Origin of the sequence: uncultured Brachyspira sp. (assembly GCF_944390595.1) — a bacterium.
Classification (GTDB): domain Bacteria; phylum Spirochaetota; class Brachyspiria; order Brachyspirales; family Brachyspiraceae; genus Brachyspira.
In genome coordinates this window covers 1-16,952 of the sequence record NZ_CALXRN010000130.1, presented here as the reverse complement: position 1 = coordinate 16,952, position 16,952 = coordinate 1, and the positions used below count along the sequence as shown (strand labels likewise).

The 16,952-nt window shown below is 26.7% G+C and carries 19 protein-coding genes and 1 tRNA gene; 4 read left to right on the top strand and 16 right to left on the bottom strand.

All coding sequences use genetic code 11. The features are described 5' to 3' along the window. Positions 1–61 precede the first annotated feature (61 nt). Positions 62–976 (top strand): hypothetical protein, encoded by a 915-nt coding sequence (locus Q0J90_RS07625; RefSeq protein WP_297277338.1) that lies wholly within the window; start codon positions 62–64, stop codon positions 974–976. Positions 977–1,009: 33 nt separating this feature from the next. On the opposite strand, the gene Q0J90_RS07620 is transcribed toward Q0J90_RS07625, so the two are convergent. From Q0J90_RS07620 to Q0J90_RS07600, 5 genes are all read right to left on the bottom strand, one after another. After that, positions 1,010–1,091: transfer RNA gene (locus tag Q0J90_RS07620), tRNA-Leu, on the bottom strand. Between the two features lie 58 nt (positions 1,092–1,149). Next, on the bottom strand, positions 1,150–2,760 hold the full coding sequence (locus tag Q0J90_RS07615; RefSeq protein ID WP_297277337.1) for a peptide ABC transporter substrate-binding protein: 1,611 nt from the start codon (positions 2,758–2,760) through the stop codon (positions 1,150–1,152). A gap of 70 nt (positions 2,761–2,830) precedes the next feature. Beyond that, positions 2,831–3,133: a nucleotidyltransferase family protein gene (locus Q0J90_RS07610; RefSeq protein WP_297277336.1), complete on the bottom strand. Its 303-nt coding sequence runs from the start codon at positions 3,131–3,133 to the stop codon at positions 2,831–2,833. Then, on the bottom strand, positions 3,130–3,531 hold the full coding sequence (locus tag Q0J90_RS07605) for an HI0074 family nucleotidyltransferase substrate-binding subunit (RefSeq protein WP_297277335.1): 402 nt from the start codon (positions 3,529–3,531) through the stop codon (positions 3,130–3,132). The genes Q0J90_RS07610 and Q0J90_RS07605 overlap by 4 nt, the downstream gene beginning before the upstream one ends. 74 nt (positions 3,532–3,605) lie before the next feature. Further along, on the bottom strand, positions 3,606–4,796 hold the full coding sequence (locus Q0J90_RS07600) for an acetate/propionate family kinase (protein WP_297277334.1): 1,191 nt from the start codon (positions 4,794–4,796) through the stop codon (positions 3,606–3,608). 179 nt (positions 4,797–4,975) lie between these two features. Here Q0J90_RS07600 and Q0J90_RS07595 point away from each other — a divergent pair, with 179 nt between their 5' ends. Genes Q0J90_RS07595 through Q0J90_RS07585 form a run of 3 tightly spaced genes read left to right on the top strand, consistent with a single transcriptional unit; the run spans position 4,976 to position 7,152 of the window. Next, a complete protein-coding gene (locus Q0J90_RS07595; RefSeq protein ID WP_297277333.1) occupies positions 4,976–5,749 on the top strand; it encodes a CAP domain-containing protein in 774 nt (257 codons plus the stop codon). Between the two features lie 28 nt (positions 5,750–5,777). Continuing rightward, positions 5,778–6,188 carry a biopolymer transporter ExbD gene (locus Q0J90_RS07590; RefSeq protein ID WP_297277332.1) on the top strand — a complete coding sequence of 137 codons (411 nt, stop codon included), beginning with the start codon at positions 5,778–5,780 and terminating at the stop codon, positions 6,186–6,188. Between the two features lie 37 nt (positions 6,189–6,225). Next, a complete protein-coding gene (locus tag Q0J90_RS07585; protein ID WP_297277331.1) occupies positions 6,226–7,152 on the top strand; it encodes an alpha/beta hydrolase in 927 nt (308 codons plus the stop codon). On the opposite strand, the gene fabG is transcribed toward Q0J90_RS07585, so the two are convergent. From fabG to Q0J90_RS07530, 11 genes are all read right to left on the bottom strand, one after another. Further along, a complete protein-coding gene (fabG, locus tag Q0J90_RS07580; RefSeq protein ID WP_297277330.1) occupies positions 7,149–7,895 on the bottom strand; it encodes a 3-oxoacyl-ACP reductase FabG in 747 nt (248 codons plus the stop codon). The two genes, Q0J90_RS07585 and fabG, sit on opposite strands and share 4 nt — an antisense overlap. Next, positions 7,888–8,382, bottom strand: a complete 495-nt coding sequence (locus tag Q0J90_RS07575) for a 3-hydroxyacyl-ACP dehydratase (RefSeq protein ID WP_297277329.1) — start codon at positions 8,380–8,382, stop codon at positions 7,888–7,890. The genes fabG and Q0J90_RS07575 overlap by 8 nt, the downstream gene beginning before the upstream one ends. 6 nt (positions 8,383–8,388) lie before the next feature. Further along, positions 8,389–9,561 carry a beta-ketoacyl synthase N-terminal-like domain-containing protein gene (locus tag Q0J90_RS07570; RefSeq protein ID WP_297277328.1) on the bottom strand — a complete coding sequence of 391 codons (1,173 nt, stop codon included), beginning with the start codon at positions 9,559–9,561 and terminating at the stop codon, positions 8,389–8,391. A gap of 79 nt (positions 9,562–9,640) precedes the next feature. Further along, positions 9,641–11,920, bottom strand: coding sequence for an MMPL family transporter (locus Q0J90_RS07565; RefSeq protein WP_297277327.1), 2,280 nt, complete (start codon positions 11,918–11,920; stop codon positions 9,641–9,643). Then, positions 11,913–12,491 carry an outer membrane lipoprotein carrier protein LolA gene (locus Q0J90_RS07560; RefSeq protein ID WP_297277326.1) on the bottom strand — a complete coding sequence of 193 codons (579 nt, stop codon included), beginning with the start codon at positions 12,489–12,491 and terminating at the stop codon, positions 11,913–11,915. The genes Q0J90_RS07565 and Q0J90_RS07560 overlap by 8 nt, the downstream gene beginning before the upstream one ends. 78 nt (positions 12,492–12,569) lie before the next feature. Further along, positions 12,570–13,010 carry a thioesterase family protein gene (locus tag Q0J90_RS07555; protein ID WP_297277325.1) on the bottom strand — a complete coding sequence of 147 codons (441 nt, stop codon included), beginning with the start codon at positions 13,008–13,010 and terminating at the stop codon, positions 12,570–12,572. Positions 13,011–13,013: 3 nt separating this feature from the next. Next, entirely contained in the window at positions 13,014–13,976 is a 963-nt protein-coding gene (locus Q0J90_RS07550; RefSeq protein ID WP_297208040.1) for a glycosyl transferase family 2, read from the bottom strand. Positions 13,977–13,988: 12 nt separating this feature from the next. Continuing rightward, a complete protein-coding gene (locus tag Q0J90_RS07545) occupies positions 13,989–14,324 on the bottom strand; it encodes a 3-hydroxyacyl-ACP dehydratase (protein ID WP_297277324.1) in 336 nt (111 codons plus the stop codon). A 1-nt stretch (position 14,325) separates the two neighbouring features. Then, on the bottom strand, positions 14,326–15,672 hold the full coding sequence (locus tag Q0J90_RS07540) for an AMP-binding protein (RefSeq protein ID WP_297277323.1): 1,347 nt from the start codon (positions 15,670–15,672) through the stop codon (positions 14,326–14,328). A gap of 3 nt (positions 15,673–15,675) precedes the next feature. After that, a complete protein-coding gene (locus Q0J90_RS07535; protein ID WP_297208043.1) occupies positions 15,676–15,936 on the bottom strand; it encodes a phosphopantetheine-binding protein in 261 nt (86 codons plus the stop codon). A 51-nt stretch (positions 15,937–15,987) separates the two neighbouring features. After that, a complete protein-coding gene (locus Q0J90_RS07530) occupies positions 15,988–16,692 on the bottom strand; it encodes a beta-ketoacyl synthase chain length factor (RefSeq protein ID WP_297277322.1) in 705 nt (234 codons plus the stop codon). Between the last annotated feature and the right edge of the window lie 260 nt (positions 16,693–16,952).

Sequence of the window (16,952 nt, the reverse complement as noted above, 5' to 3'; positions counted from 1 at the left end):
TTAATCCTATAAGGCTAAATATTTTTTTGCTTTTTCTTATTTTAAATAATGGAGTACATAAATGTTTGATATAAATGAAGATAACTTTAAAAAATTTCTTTATAGATGGTTAGATGGTATAGGAAGTGAAGTAGGATTCTGGGAATGGGCTATGTCAAATGATTACTGGAATTATTATGTTGGTAATAAAATAGAACAAAGTAAGATAGAACATTCTAGTGATGCAAAAAAAATTTTAGATGTTGGAAGTGGACCTATAACTGTATTAAACCCTAATAAAGATGTTATTATTTATGCATGCGATCCATTAGCAGAATATTATAGATTTTTATTAAATAAATACAATAAAACACCTATAGTAGAAACAGAATTTTGTTTATCTGAAAGACTCTATGAAAAATATAAAGCAAATTTTTTTGATGAAGTTCATATGCAAAATGCTTTAGATCATTCTTTTTTACCTATGAATTCCATTTTCAACTTTTTACATGTAGTTAAAATAAATGGAAAAATTATTTTAAAACATCATAGAAATGAAGCACAATTTGAAAAATATCTTGGTTTACATCAATTTAATGTAGATGTAGAAAATAATAATGCCATTTTATGGAATAAAGACATTAAAATAAATATTAATGATATTATTGGAGACATAGGTGAAATTACTTGTGAAATTTCTCAGATTCAAAGAGAAGGTAAAGAGCAAGATTTTATAACTATAGAAATAATTAAGAAAAAAGACTTCAATATATTAGAGTACGTTTCTAATAACTATTATTTTGATAAATATTTATTTTTAGTTTCTACCGCATTAACTTCAGATATTTATTTAGATAAATATGATGATATTTTATATGGCAGATTAAAAAGAGCTATAAAATTTACAAATAAAAGAAATAAATTTGTAAAAAAATTTGGTTGGTATATTCCTATCAGGAAATTAAGAGACAAATTTAGAGAAAAATATTATATATAATTAAAAAATAAATTTAAGAAAATTATTAAAATTTGCTCGAGACTGGACTTGAACCAGCACGGTGTTACCCGACAGCACCTCAAGCTGTTGTGTCTACCTATTCCACCACCCGAGCTTTTAACGAAATATATTATATAATATAATTTTATTTTGTCAAATATAATAATTGTATATTAATCTTTTATTATTTCTGCTTTACTAAAATTATGTATTCCAAATACATCATACATAACATTAGTAAGTTTAGGGCTTTGCATAACTGTTCCTGCATAATAAAATATAGGTATTATTGCCATATCATTCATAGCTATATCTTCTGCCTTATGCAAATACATACTTCTGTCTTCATCGCTTTCAGAAATATAAGCATCCATTAAAGTTTTATCAAAATCAGGATTGCTGTATTTTCCTTCATTAAGAACATATCCTGTCTTTACCAATGATAAAAATGCAGCAGGATTATTATATCCTCCTACCCATCCCTGTCTTGCCATATCAAAATTACCTTCTCTTCTAGTTTGTAAAAGTACAGCCCATTCTTCCTGAACTATAACCATATTAATATTTAAAGCATCTTTAAGCATAGCCTGTATGCTTTCTGCAACTGTTATATGAAAACCAGGGTTAGTTATGAATTCAAACACAGGAAAACCCTCTCCATTAGGATAACCAGCCTCAGCTAATAATTCTCTTGCCTCTTCTATATTTTTTTGATAATCATTAGTCTTTGTAGAGAAATATTCTTCTTTTTTATCCCTAAAATCATTGCTTCCATAAACATCTTTAACATTATAAGGTACAATAGCAGCAGCAGGTCTCTCTCCTGCTTTCATTATATTTTCTACTATATATTGTCTATCTATTGCAAGCGAAATTGCTCTTCTTACCCTTGCATCATTGAAAGGGGCTTTTTTATGATCTACCTCATAAAAATAAAGAGATATATTAGGTATTACCCTTGCTATGCCTTCATTAATTAATCTCTCTCTGTCATTTGGAGGAGTAATATGGTAAAAATATATATCTTCATTAAGAACAGCAGCCATAGCGGTATTAGCATCTTCTATAAACTCAAAATTAATTATATCTGGTTTAATCTCTTTATAATTCCAATAATCTGTATTTTTACGTACAACCAATCTTGAATTATGATCCCAGCGTACAATTTGAAAAGCTCCGTTGCCAATCATAGTTTCAGGCTTCAAAGTCCATCCGTCTTCATTTTTACTTACTATATCTTCACGTAAAGGAGTATATGCAGTATGTGCAACCATTTCTAAAAAATACGGAACAGGATATTCCAATTCTACATACAAAGTCTTATCATCTAATGCCTTTACTCCTAATGTATTTTTATCCTTATCTCCGGACATAATATCATCAGCATTCTTCACAACATCCAAAAATACAGCATAAGATGATCCGGATTTAGGATCCACTATTCTACTCCAAGCATAAACAAAATCATTAGCAGTTACAGGAACACCGTCGCACCATTTTGCATTGCTTCTTATATTAAATATATAAACTGTATTATTATTTGAAGATATCCAGCTCTCTGCAGCACCTGGAATTATATTGCCGTTTTCATCTTTTATTGTTAAATTTTCAAATAAATGTGTTGTATATATCATGCCGTCTATAGCAGAATTTATTGTAGGATCAATAGTTTGCGGTTCTGGTCCTACAGAAATTGTAATTTCATTTAATATATCTTTAGGCTCATGGCTGCATGATATTAAAAAAACTAATAATAATAAAAAAATTAATATATTCTTGTTCATAGACTTCTCTAAAAAATTATAGTATTGTATTAAGTATCGAAAAAAAAATATAATTGTATAATCAAAATTATTAATTAGATTTATATATTATTTTTTTATTTGAATCTATTATATTTTTGAATTCTTCACTTATAGAATTGTAATCTATTATATCGGCCGTATAAATTAAATCGCTTTCATCGAAATCATCTTTAATTGCTGAAATCTCACTTAATGATAATTTTCTATTAATATTAACCGCTAAATCTATATCAGAAAATTTTTTATTATTTCCCCTTACTCTAGAACCGAATATATAAACCTCGCCTTCATATATATGATTTTTCAAAATATCTTTTATTATATTTATTTCATTTTCAGATAAGTTGATCATTCATTATTATCCTCTAAACGCTTTAATAAATTCTCAGCATAAGGTAAAAACTTTAAAGCCTCATTAAATACTTCTTGGGATAAATCATTAGAATAAATATGAGAAGCAGAATTTCCAGCATCTTTAAATTTAATCCATTTTTCAACATCATCTATAAGTAAATGCTTAGCAGCAAGTCTGAACAATTCTTTTTTAGTGATACCGCTAGTTATATCAGGACTTAGCCAACGTTGAATAAATTTCCAACTTTGTTCAAATGCTATTTCAAAATTTTGTATTACTCCAGCTCTAACAGTCAGAATCAAATCATTATCATCATTTTGAATTTTATTATAAACTTTAATAGATCTATCTAAAGCATTAATTGAATCTTTCAAACTATCTAAATTTAATATCATTAATAAGAACCTTTAGTTATAAAAATAGGGCATCTTAAATATAAAGATACCCTATTTATAAATGTTATATTAAATTATTTTAAAGCAATATTATAAGTATCCATTGCTATAGCTTTTTCTTCATCAGTAGCTATAACATAGAGTTTAATAGCAGCACCATCTTTTTCAAAGTTAGCACATCCTCTAGCTTTAGAGTTTTTATCAGCATCGCATTTAATACCAAGTTCATCTAAACCTTCAAGAATTTTACCTCTTATAAATGCACTATTTTCACCTATACCGCCTGTAAATACTATACCGTCAAGATGACCTAGTACAGCCATATAAGAACCTATGTATTTTTTTACTCTGTAGCAGAACATATCTATAGCTAAAGCTGCTTTATGATTAGTTTTAGAAGCCTCTTCCAAGTTTCTCATATCATTACTTACACCTGAAACACCTAAAAGACCGCTTTTTTTGTTTAAAATATTATCCATTTCTTTAGCAGACTTATTTTCTTTAGCCATCATAAAAGTAGCAACTGCAGGATCCATATCTCCGGATCTAGTACCCATTACTAAACCTTCTAATGGAGTTAAACCCATACTAGTATCAACTGATTTGCCTTCTTTAACTGCTGTTACGCTTGCACCGTTACCTAAGTGACAAACTATAACATTAGCATTAGGTTTGTTATTAACTTTACAGAATTCTCCGTAAACATATTTATGTGAAGTACCATGGAAACCATAACGGCGTACTTTATATTTTTCATACCATTCATGAGGAACTGCATACATATAAGCATGCTCAGGTATTGTTTGATGGAAGCTTGTATCAAAAACTGCAACCATTTTTACATCTTTTAATATTTCCTGACAAGCTCTTATACCTTGTAAACCTGCTGGGTTATGAAGAGGTGCTATATCGCAGCAATCTTCAATAGCTTTTATAGCTTCTTCTGTAATTAATGTACTGTTGCTGAAAGATTCTCCTCCATGTACAACTCTGTGTCCTACTCCGGATATTTCTTTCATATCAGATATAACTCCAACTTCTTTATCTGTTAAAAGTGAGAAAATTAAAGACATACCTGCTTTATGATCTGGAACTTTTTGCTCTAATTTCTTTTCTTTTCCTTTTTCTACTGCTGTATGCTTTAAAGCACTTATCTCTTCTCCTATTTTCTCTAATAAACCTTTGGCTAAAACTTTAGCTTCAGGCATAGCAAATAATTGGTATTTAATACTTGAACTGCCTGAATTGATTACTAAAACGTTCATAAAATAACTCCATAATTTATAATTAAATTAAGTCGATTATATCATACTAAACAGATTTATCAATTAATTTTTTATTTACAATAATTACTTTAAAAATAAAGTTTTACTATTTTATTTTTTTACAATATGTTATAAAATATGCTTTTATATAGCAATAATAAAACATTTGGAGATTTTCAATGAAAAAGTTGAATTTTGTAATCATATTAATATTTTTATCAACTCTAATATTAAGTGCCAATACTATTGAAGATGAAGTATTGAGATTAATCAATTTAGAAAGAAGTAGGGTATCGCTTCCTCCTTTGCCAAATAATCAAAGACTGCATTCTTTAGCATTATATCATGCAGATAATATGGCAAAAAACAAGTTTTTCAGTAATACAGATTTAGACGGATTAGATTCAAAAGCAAGACAAGTTAAATTATATCCTGAAATGGTAGGAAATATAAGCGAAAGTTTAGGCAAATTAGATGTTATACCTTTTACAGATAAAAAAGCTGCTGAAACTATAGTAAAAAATTTGATGAGTACTCCTGACAGCAAAAAAAATATCTTAAATAAGAATTTTAATTCTATAGGAGTTGGTGCTGTGAAAAGAGGCGTAGGTGTATATGTTACTGTAACATTTGCTGATATAGTAGCAGAATCTGTAGACTTCTCAGATACTGCAAAATATGGAGATGATATAACTATAAAATATAGAATATTAAATAAAGCTGCTTTCACTGATTTTAAAATTTCTGTTGAAATGGCTGATAAAGAGGCACGCATAGCAGGTGATGACGGAAAAACATATATAGGAAATATTATATATGATGTAAAAGATATGGGAAACGGTATATTAGGAAGAACATTTAAGGCAGAATATGGAAAAGGAGAATATAAAATTTCTATTCTATATAAAGGTCAGCATTTCCTAAGTAATGTAAGAACTATAAATGTTCAATAATTTATATAAAAACAATAGCGGAATATAAATGAAATTCAGAAGAAGATTTGAAATAAAAAGCGGAATAGATTTAACCCCCATGATAGATATAGTATTTAACTTACTAATTTTTTTCATGGTGGGTTCCACTATTGTTGAAACTCCTCAAATAGAAATAAGCCTTCCAAAATCAAGTTCTGCTGTAGGTGCTGAAAAAAATGAAAATATAGTTATAACAATATCTAAAGACGGACAAAAATATATTAATGGGTATTTAGTTGAAGATTTAGATGTTAATTTGGCAGATTTAGCAAAAACAGAGGGTGAATTAGAAAAACCTGTAGAAATAAGATCCGATGAAGATGTTAAAACACAGGTATTAATATCTGTTATAGACAGTGTTAAAAATGCCGGATTTACAAGATTAAGCATAGCTACAGATTCTAAAGAAAATGAATAAAGATATATAATTTCTTTTAATTTCAAAACTATTTATTATGTTTATTTTATGTATTATTATATTTATTATAATAGCAGTATTATTCTTTATAATACCAAATCATTTTGTAAATAAAATATTTATAAAAACTAATAAAAAACTTTTTGAAAGAAAAGAAAAAGACAAAAAAGAAACAGAAGAACAAAAACAAATTAAAGAAAACAGAAGAAAATGGTTTGAAAACAGCCAAAAAGATATATATACAATATCAAGCGATAATATGAAACTGCATGCTCATATTATAGAAAATGATAAAAGCAATATATATGTAATAATAGCTCATCCTTATGAAGGCAGAGGCTCTTATATGAAATATTTTGCAGAAAAATATTATAATATGGGATTTAATATAATACTGATTGATTTGAGAACTCATGGAGACAGTGAAGGAAGAATATACTCGCTTGGATATTTGGAGAGATTGGATATACTTTCTTGGATTGAATATATAAAAAATAATTATGAAAATTCTCAAATAATTTTATACGGTATTTCAATGGGAGCAAATTCTGTTATGATGTGCAGTTGTGAAAATATAGAAGATAATGTTAAAGCTATAATAGAAGATGCCGGTTTTACAAGTGCTAAAGAGCAGCTTAAAGAAAGGCTTGATATATCATATAAACTGCCGTTTTTTCCTATAATACCTCTTACTTCATTTATGACAAAAATTAGACTTGGATTTTCATTTAATGATATTAATGTAATAAATGCCGTGTCAAAATCCAAAGTGCCTATACTTTTTATACATGGGGATAAAGATTCATTAGTTAATCCTAATATGGTTAATAAATTATATGATGCATGCTGTTCAGATAAAGAAAAATTAATAATTAAAAACGGAGAACATATAAAAGCAGTATTATCTGATGAAAATCTATATTGGGACACTATTAATAACTTTATAAAAAAATATACAAGTTAAAACATTCCGCCGTCTACACTGATAACCTGTTTAGTAATATAATTTGCCTCTTCTGATAATAAAAAGCTTACAGCATTAGCAATATCTTCCGGTTTGCCGATTCTTTTTAAAGCTATCATGTTTTTAGCATGTTCTATTATTTCATCATTTATCATTTCACTTTCTATAACACCAGGTGCTATGCAGTTTACTGTGATGTTTCTTTTACCTAATTCTATGGCCAAAGATTTTACAGCTCCAATAAGTCCGGCCTTTGAAGCGGAATAATTAACCTGCCCCCTATTTCCTACAATTCCTGATATAGAGCTTATAGCTATAATGCGTCCGCCGTTTTTATTTCTTATCATAGGCATTATAACAGGATTTACTATGTTGTAAAAACTTTTAAGGTTTATATCAATAACTCTGTCCCATTCTTCTCCTGTCATAGCCGGAAAAGCATTATCCATTGTTATGCCGGATGAAAGAACTATACCATAATAGGATGAATTTTCCTCAATATCCTTTAATAAAATATTTTTAGACTCTTCTCTGTTTGAAACATCTATTTTCAGAAATCTTATGTTAACATTATAATCTTTAGCATAATTCTTAATATCATCTATAAAAGAATCATTTTTATTATAGCACATTACAGCATCATAACCATTGGCTATAATCTTTTTTGATATGGCAAGCCCTATACTTCCGGAAGCACCTGTTATTAAAATAGATTTGTTTTTATTTCCCATCAATTTATCCATTTATTAAATTATCTGCTGAACTTTCCATAGCCATAATAGAACAGTTCATAACTTTTTCTGCTTTATTAATTACAGTTTTATATTCTTCTAAATTATTAATGTCATCATTATAAATAATTACTTCTCCGTCATAATAAGCTATATTATTATCTTTTAAAGTTTCTTTTACAAATATATAAACTCTATTATTAGATTTTACTTTATCAATATAACAATCAGCTTTTTTTATATTTAAAATAAATCCAACTCTTTTATCATCCGTATTATTAGATAAAGCACCATTATAAGCAGCTGAGGTTTGTGCGGCATACTCAGTAAATATATATGAATCTATACCTTCAATCTCTGAATCATCATAAAAAATATTATCTTTTTTTATATCAGAAAAAGTAAGTATTTCATTATCATCAAAATTAATATCAATAATGCCGTCTATTAAAAGCATTTTTCCTTTATGAGGTATATTTAAATTATATTTATTTTTCATACAAAATTATTTACCAACTATTAAACAAGTATTGCTTCCGCCGAAACCAAATGAAACACTCATACAGTTTTCGAGTCTGTCAGCTTTAATTTTTCCATTAACCAAATTTATTTTATCTAAACCATCGTCATACTCCCCGTCATATATATGAGGAGGAAGTATTTTTTCTTTATTCATGCTTGAAAGTGTAATAAAACATACTCCAAGCTCCATTGCACCGGCAGCACCTATAGTATGTCCGAATGATGTTTTACTTGAACTGCAGTATATATTAGAAGCATTGACTCTATTAAGAGTTGTACTTTCCATTTTATCATTTATCAAAGTTCCAGTACCATGAAGGTTAATATAATCTATAGCATTTATATTCATATCAGCCTTTTTCAATGCATCATTAATACATTTGCTTGTAGTATTTCCTTCTATATCAGGACTAGTCATATGATGAGAATCTGAATTGCTGTTATAACCTTTAAGATATAGAGCATCTTTAGAATCAATAAAATTCTCTCTTGCAAGTACTGTAAAAGCAGCTCCCTCACCCAAATTAATTCCGCTTCTATTTTTTGAAAAAGAATTTGTCTTATTATAATCAACTACCTCAAGCGAATCAAATCCGTAAACAACAGTATCAGTTACAACATCTGCTCCTCCTACTATTGCTGCATCTATTACATTGCTTCTTATAAGTTCATCAGCAGTAATAATGGCATTAGCACTGGATGTACAGGCTGTTGATATTGTAAATGATATGCCGCTTACATCAAAATACTTTTGTAAAAAATCACAGCATATATTCAAACTTTGCATAACAAGTATTCTTTTTTCATCTGAAACAGTGCCTTTTAATATATAATCTTTTGTTTCATCGCTTCCATTTTCACATGTTCCCACTATAACAGATATTCTATTTTTTCCGTATCTTTTTTTAGCTTCATCTATAATAGGCTTCAATTGATTGCAAGCATGCAAAGCCATTTTATTTATTTTATTATTATAAGGGTTATCAAGCTCAAAATTAAAAAAGTCATTATCTATTTTACCAAGAAAAAATTTTTTAGTATAATCATTATTCTCTTTTAAACCATATTCTCCATTTAAAAAATATCTGCTGTAGAGTTCATCTTTGTTCCTAGCTAAACAATTAATAATTCCAAAATCCAATAAAAAATTACTCATAAATGCACCTCAGAATTCAGTATATAATTCTATAATAAAAATGTCAAATAGTTCTTAATATATAAGAAATATACTATATTTAAACATTCTTTATCAATTTATTAAATTTAAACAATATAGGAGAAATTATAAATGATGATAAAACTCCTATAAATAAAAATAAACCAAAAGATTTTACCGGTATAAATCCGCTGAATGCTAATGTTCCAAATGATAAAACAGTTGTCATCATAGACAAAAATACAGCCAAAAATGTTATCTCTTTATCAGCAGCACTATTAGAGAAAAATATGGCATAATCTATTGATATTCCTATTGAAAGTATTAAAGCAAATATTGAAAATATATTTATATTTATTGAAAATATAGAATGCAAAGACAAATTTATAAGTATTGACATCATTTGAACCAAAATTATAGCTAAAGCCTGTTTTTTATTAAAGTAAATCATTATGGCTATAAATATTAAAATATAAGCGATTATTGCCATCTTTAAAGCAGTTTTTGCCGTACTATCCAAAGCATCATTTATTTCTTCATTAATATTGAATATTTTAACATCTTTATTCGCAGACTTTACTATATTATTTGTATTATAATCGCTTGTTGCTATGAGAAAATATTTATTATTATTTGTAACAATAATTTTTTTAAGATCGCTAAAGCTAGGTTCATCTATTATTGCGTTTATATCAAGAATTTCATTTTTTACATTGCTGAACTCTGTCATTATCTTATTATAAGAACTTTCATTTAAATCTAGTGAATTTATCTGAGTCCTTAAAAGCGGCATTAATTTCTTTTCTACAAGTTTCATATTATCTCTTTGCATTTCCTCTGAATACAGTACCCTAGATATTGCCATATAATTATTTGTAAAAGAGTTTCCTATACTCTCCTCTGCCTGTAATGCTTTAGATAAAGTATCACCTCTTGATATGATAATATTTTTTGCAAGAGATGTATTTAATCTTTTATAAACTTCTGTTTCGCTTTCAAGTAGAAAATCAGGTGTACTATAAAGCTGATTAGCAGAAAAATTAACCTTAATTCTTGGTATAGTTAATATAGAAACTAGAATAACTATTATAAAAAATACTGCTATTATTTTAGTATTAATTAATTTAACATATCTGACTAATATATTTTTACTTAAATTAATAACAGAATCTTTTATTACCCTCTTATCATTTTTAAATATAATAGGATACATTATGTTTACTGTTAAAAATGAACTGACAAGTCCGAATATTGAAAATAATGCTATTTGTTTTAATAATGTAAGAGAAGTTAAAGATAATGATAAATAACTTATTATTGTAGTTATAAAACCTAAAAGCATGCTTGGAAATATTTTTTTTAATACTTCTTTTTTATCTTTTTCATTGTACCATTCAGTTATAAAATGTATTGAATGATCTATCGATATACCTATCAAACTAGTTCCGAATACAAATGTAAATATATGAATAGAGCTGAAAAATACTGATGACAATAAAAATGCCGAAGCACCTGCCAAAAATATTGTACACATAGAAATAATATACGGCTTTACAGATTTAAATACGAATATAAACATAAGACAAATAACTATTAAAGATACAATAGATATAATGGTAATTTCTCTTTGGGCACTCTTTTGACTATAATATGTATGAATAGGAACACCTGATATATATGTTTTTATATTTTCATTAGTTTCCAAAGTGCTTAAAAAAGATGTAAGATTATTAAAAAAATTATCGCTGTCTATCTTTTTAGGCATATCTATATTAAGCAAAACATTATATTTATTATCATAATTAATAAACTGTATGCCGTCTCTTGATTCCATATTATTTTCTGATACTAAAATTTCATTTATTTTGGAATTCACTACAAAGAAAGGATCATCTTCTACATTATCAACTATAGGTATGAAAAACGGAGAATAAAAATTGGCAAGAGAATTTTCTGATACAATATAAGCTTCATCATTAAGTAAATAATTTCTTATTTCATTTGGAAGAAGCTGATATTTATATTTTACAATCATGTTTAAAACATCATCATAATTTTTAGAATACAAATTAACTTGAACATTAGTATCCAATTCATTTATATATTCTTCTAATTTCAAAGCATTATCTTTAGCAATGTCAAAATCTTCACTTTCTACAAATATTTTTACAGTGCTTGAATTTTTTAAAAAGAAATCCTCTAAAGGTTTTTGAAAATCTTTATCTTCAAGAAATTTTGGAGTTATAGATAAAAAATTAGTATCTATTTTGGCAATATTCTCATGTCTTATTACAAATACAACAACAGCAAATATATGAAAAAACAGCCACAAAAATATAAGAGGCTTTCTATTACTCAAAATATTTTATCTCCTCAGAAGTCAAAGTATCTGATTTGGATAAAACTTTCATTATATATTCTGTTGTACTTGAATTTTTAGAATATATCTTTATTTTTTCTATATATCCTTCTTTAGCAAAAGATACTTCTATTTTAGACATAATTTTTTTTAGCTCATCAGTTTTCGGAGTATAAACAATTATATTATTTTCAATACTTTGGCTGAAAGATTCTTTTATAGTTTTTTCATCATAAGTAAATATAGATTTTATTATATTAGCTATTTGAGAAAACATAGCATTGTTTGAATCTGCCATAACTTTCTTTTTTCCATTAGGAAGTATCTGCACAACACTCTTTTCTCCCATAACTGTAATAGACTCTTTAGGCTCTTTTGTAAGCCAGCATATTCCATATCCGCCCGCAATTATAAAATCGCCTGATGATTCAAAATTTCTTCCTTTCTGCGTAACTATTTGAGTATATGTGCCTTTCAATAGTTTAGCATTTTTATATTCTTCATTTATCTGACTGAATAAAAGAGAATAAACAAATAAATTTAATATTATAAACAAATAAATTCTTTTCATGCTGTATTATCCAATTATTACTATTTATATATAAAATACAAAAAATATTCAAATTGTAAAAAATCTATATAAATAGTTTTAAAATTTATTAAGCTTTTCTATCCTTTCAATAAAATCTTTAGGACTATTTAAAAAACCTTTTCTAGTTTCTGAATCTATAGGCATCTGCAATGTAGAAGACTTGGATATTATTTTATTATTTTCATCATAAAAAGTATATTCTGTTTTCATTCCATTTAAATATTCTGTAATAGCCGTATGTATTCTCACCTTTTGATTCAATTTAATAGAGTTAATATATTTTATTTCCAGTTTTACTATAGGCCACATAACACCTTTGGCAGTCATAATATCATAATCATAATCTATAATAGAAAGCATAGCCTCCCTAGCCTGCTCCATAAACTTTATATAATTGCCATGCCAAACAACACCCATAGGATCTAAATCATAAAAAGAAGGCTTTATATAATAATCATTCTCTAAATAAATTTTCTTGCTGTTTGGATTTTTATTCATAAACTAATTCCCCTTATACCAAAAATCATGGAAATTATACCACTGATAAGGATATTCTATAGCCTTTTGTTCAATAATAGAGGCAAATTCTCTTGTTAATTCCAATATAATTTCATTCTTTCTCTTTCTGTTTTTAAGCTCTTCATTATCTAATTTTATTTTAGAAGAATGTATATAAAAATTATATTTCTTTGAAAGTATTCTGTCTTTTTCTCTTAAAGCAAAAAAATAATAAACAGGATATTTAAGCAAAATAGGTATCAAAAAAGCACCGCATGGAAAAGGGGCTTCTTCTCCTAAAAAATTTATATAATTAACTTTATCAGTTTTGTTTGATGTTCTATCTCCTGCTATTGCAACTATTTCACCATTATTTAATTTATCTTCTATACTGATAATAGTTTGAGGACCTATATTTGATGCATCTATAAAATCTATAAAAGAATTATTTTTACCCTTACCCATAAATATATTAACATTTTTATTAACTCTGGAATCTATTATTATATTTATTTTATAATTCTTAATTGGGTTTCCTTCATTTATAACCGCCAATGCCTTTAAAAGTTCAATATTGCCTATATGTGAAAACAAAATTATCATTCCGTTTTTATCATTAAGCAAATTAACAACTTCATCATAATCTTCTTTAGTTTTTACTATCAAATCTTTTATAGGTATATCTCCATTCCAAGCAGCTATCTTCTCAGCAATAGAAACAACAAATGAAAGCAGATGTTTATAAGAACAGATTAAATTAGACTTTACTTTCTTATTATATTTTGACATTCTTTTAAGGTATTCTCTTGAAGCCTTCATTCTATTTTTAGAATAAAAGAAATAAACAATACTAATAGGAATCAAATATATTATAATAAAAGTTCTTCCTAATACTCTGTAAACAAAGGCAGAAAATAATGCTTTCCACCTATTGCCTATTTCTTTTTCCTCACTCCAATGACTCATAAGATAAAACCTCTAAGCAAAATAAATTTTACCATCTGAATATTTCTTATCTTCATCATATATTTTAAATGAAAGTATATTATTTAAGTATGTACCTTCAATAATAATATTAGAATTAGGAAAAATCATATTAACAAATTTTAATTTTAAAAGTTTTTTAACAGAATGATCTCTGCTAAAAATACTTCTATATATATCAAGAGTAATTTTCACCTGAGCTATAGCAGGTAAAAGTTTAAAATTTTCAAAATGCCCCTCAAAATAAGGCATTCTTTCATCTATAAAAACTTTTACTCTAAACATATCGGAAGTTTTTTCTTCTATCTCATAGTCCTTATAATTATCCAACTTAATTTCCTTGCATTACAGCATCAAGTGCTTTTCTGTCTATTTTTCCAATCTCTGTTCTTGGAATACTCTCTACAAAATATATCTTTTTGGGTAAAACAACATTCTCAAAATATCCTTTTAAATACTCTATAACATATCTTTTCATATGCTCTGCATTTCTTTCATTATTACTGAGAACTATAAAAGATGCTATATATTCTCTTTTGTCAGATTTGCAGTATATAGTATAGCTGTCTTTAAAATGCTTATCCTGAAGTATTTGCCTGTCTATCTGCTGTACGCTTATTCTTTTTCCCTCTATCTTCACTATAGAATCTTCTCTGCCTATAAGCTCAAATTCATTTTCATTTTTCATATTAACAACATCGCCGACATGAATCCAAACATTATCCCCAGTATAGCCAGAACAGCATTCTATACTTCCCTGTTCATCAACTTTTAATTCAACTACACTAAGTCTAGTCCATAACTCATTTTCGCTTCTTCTTCTATAAGCCATAGCACCAGCTTCAGTACTTCCGTAAATCTCAGTAACATCAACACCGAATACATCTTTTGCAAGATCATTAACCTTCTTCTCTAATAATCCAGTAGATGAAAATAAATGCCAATCTGCTTTTATTTTTAATGAAGACTTATCTATTCTCTTTAAAAAAGCAGGAGTGGTAACTATAGTGATCTTTTTATACTCAGAAAAATTATTAATAGTTTCTAAATAATTAATTCTATTATCTAAAGATTTCAATTCAAGCATATAAGGAACTAACATAGCAAAAACAAAACCATAACTATGATAATGAGGAACTGTATACAAAAATATAGAGTCTGCTATCTCATCTTTAAATTGATTAACTATCTTCAAAGCCTCAGCTTCAAATTGTTTTAATGTTTTTTCTATAAGTTTAGGATATCCAGTAGAGCCTGATGTATAAAAATTAATATTAATATTTTCATCTATAGTTGTTTCTTTAAGCAGATCAAACCATTTATCATTGCATTCGCTTGAAAACATCTCATCCAAGTTTACAGCTGATTTATTGGCATCAGATATATATACCATAGAATTATCCAATATGCTTTCAACATATTTGGGACTATTATTATTAAGTACATTTACTTTCTTTTTAAGAATAAAACCTGCAGCTGTAACTGCAATAAATCTATAGGCATCCTCTATAAATATAGTAATGGTATCCTCTTTGAATTTAGATATATATTCTAAACTTCTTACTATATCATTAATAAAATCTTTATATTTTACAGAATCTTTATTTTCTTTATGAATAAGAAAAATATCTTCTGAATCTTTTAATAAATAAAAATTTGTATTGCTTAATTTTCTCATATATTATTTATGCTCTGAATTTTCTCTTATGTATTTAGCCAATGTTGCCACAGAATAAAAATGCTGTTTATTATTTTCTTCTATATCCGAAAAACTTATATTGAATTTCTTTCTTATAGCAACCCCTATCTCTAAAGCATCTATAGAATCAAGACCTAATTCATCACCGAATAAAGGAGCATCAGTATCTATATCATCTATTGTCATGCCTTCTAAATTTGCCGCCTCTATTACTATTTGTTTTATTTGCTCTTCAATACTCATTTTATAAATCTCCTTTAAATTTATTTTATATAAATCTATAAAAATATAGAATCACTCTTTTATTAATTCGATTTTTCCCAATTTTAAATTAGGAGTATCTGTTGATATAAATTTAATAAAATCTATAATTGAATTTTCATCTTTTTTAATATTGCTGTCAATGATATTAATATTTATATTAGCATCCTCCGTAGAAATAATACATGAAAATGCAAAAGAATAGTTTGTATCTTTTGATATTGTTTCATAACTATCAGGCAGTTTTTCATCGGCTATAATTATAAGTGCCTTATTATGCTCAGAAGTTTTTAAAAAAGAAATAGCCTGTAAAAGAGCTGTATCAATAAAATTATCATAACATGTAACAGCAATTGCTCTTTCATGGTTATGATAGAATATTGTAAGCTGTGCTGCTGCTGTATTAAAAACAGAAAAACTAAAATTGGCAGGAGAAACTTCATGTTCTGTAACTATTTTTTTAGATATATTGTACTGCTGTTTTATTTCGCCGTATTTTGATACAAAAAATATAGGAATTTGATCATTTTCTTTTAAGATATCTTTCACAGCCTCAAATGATAATTTAGTTATTTGACTAAGTCTTCTCTTTTGTGCTCTTGGTATAAAATCCAAATCAGGATTAGTTTCTCCGTAAGAAATATTTATATTTTCATTTAAATTATCTAATATAAATTTTTTGTCTATATTATGGGCAAAGAAATCCCAATCTAATACTTTAAAACATAAACCCGACATAGCTTTCCTAATATAAAAATCATAGTTTAATCTTTATATTAAATTATACTAAATTATACTATAAAGTCAACTATTAATAATATATCAAATATGCATAAAAATTAATAAATTACTATATATATTTAATACTTTTTAATTATATAAATATATAATACATAAGTATTTGATATAATATTATAATAAATTAAACTATAATAATAATTCTGTTAATATTTTTAAGTTATATATTGACATTGGAGTGCACTCCAATGATATAATAA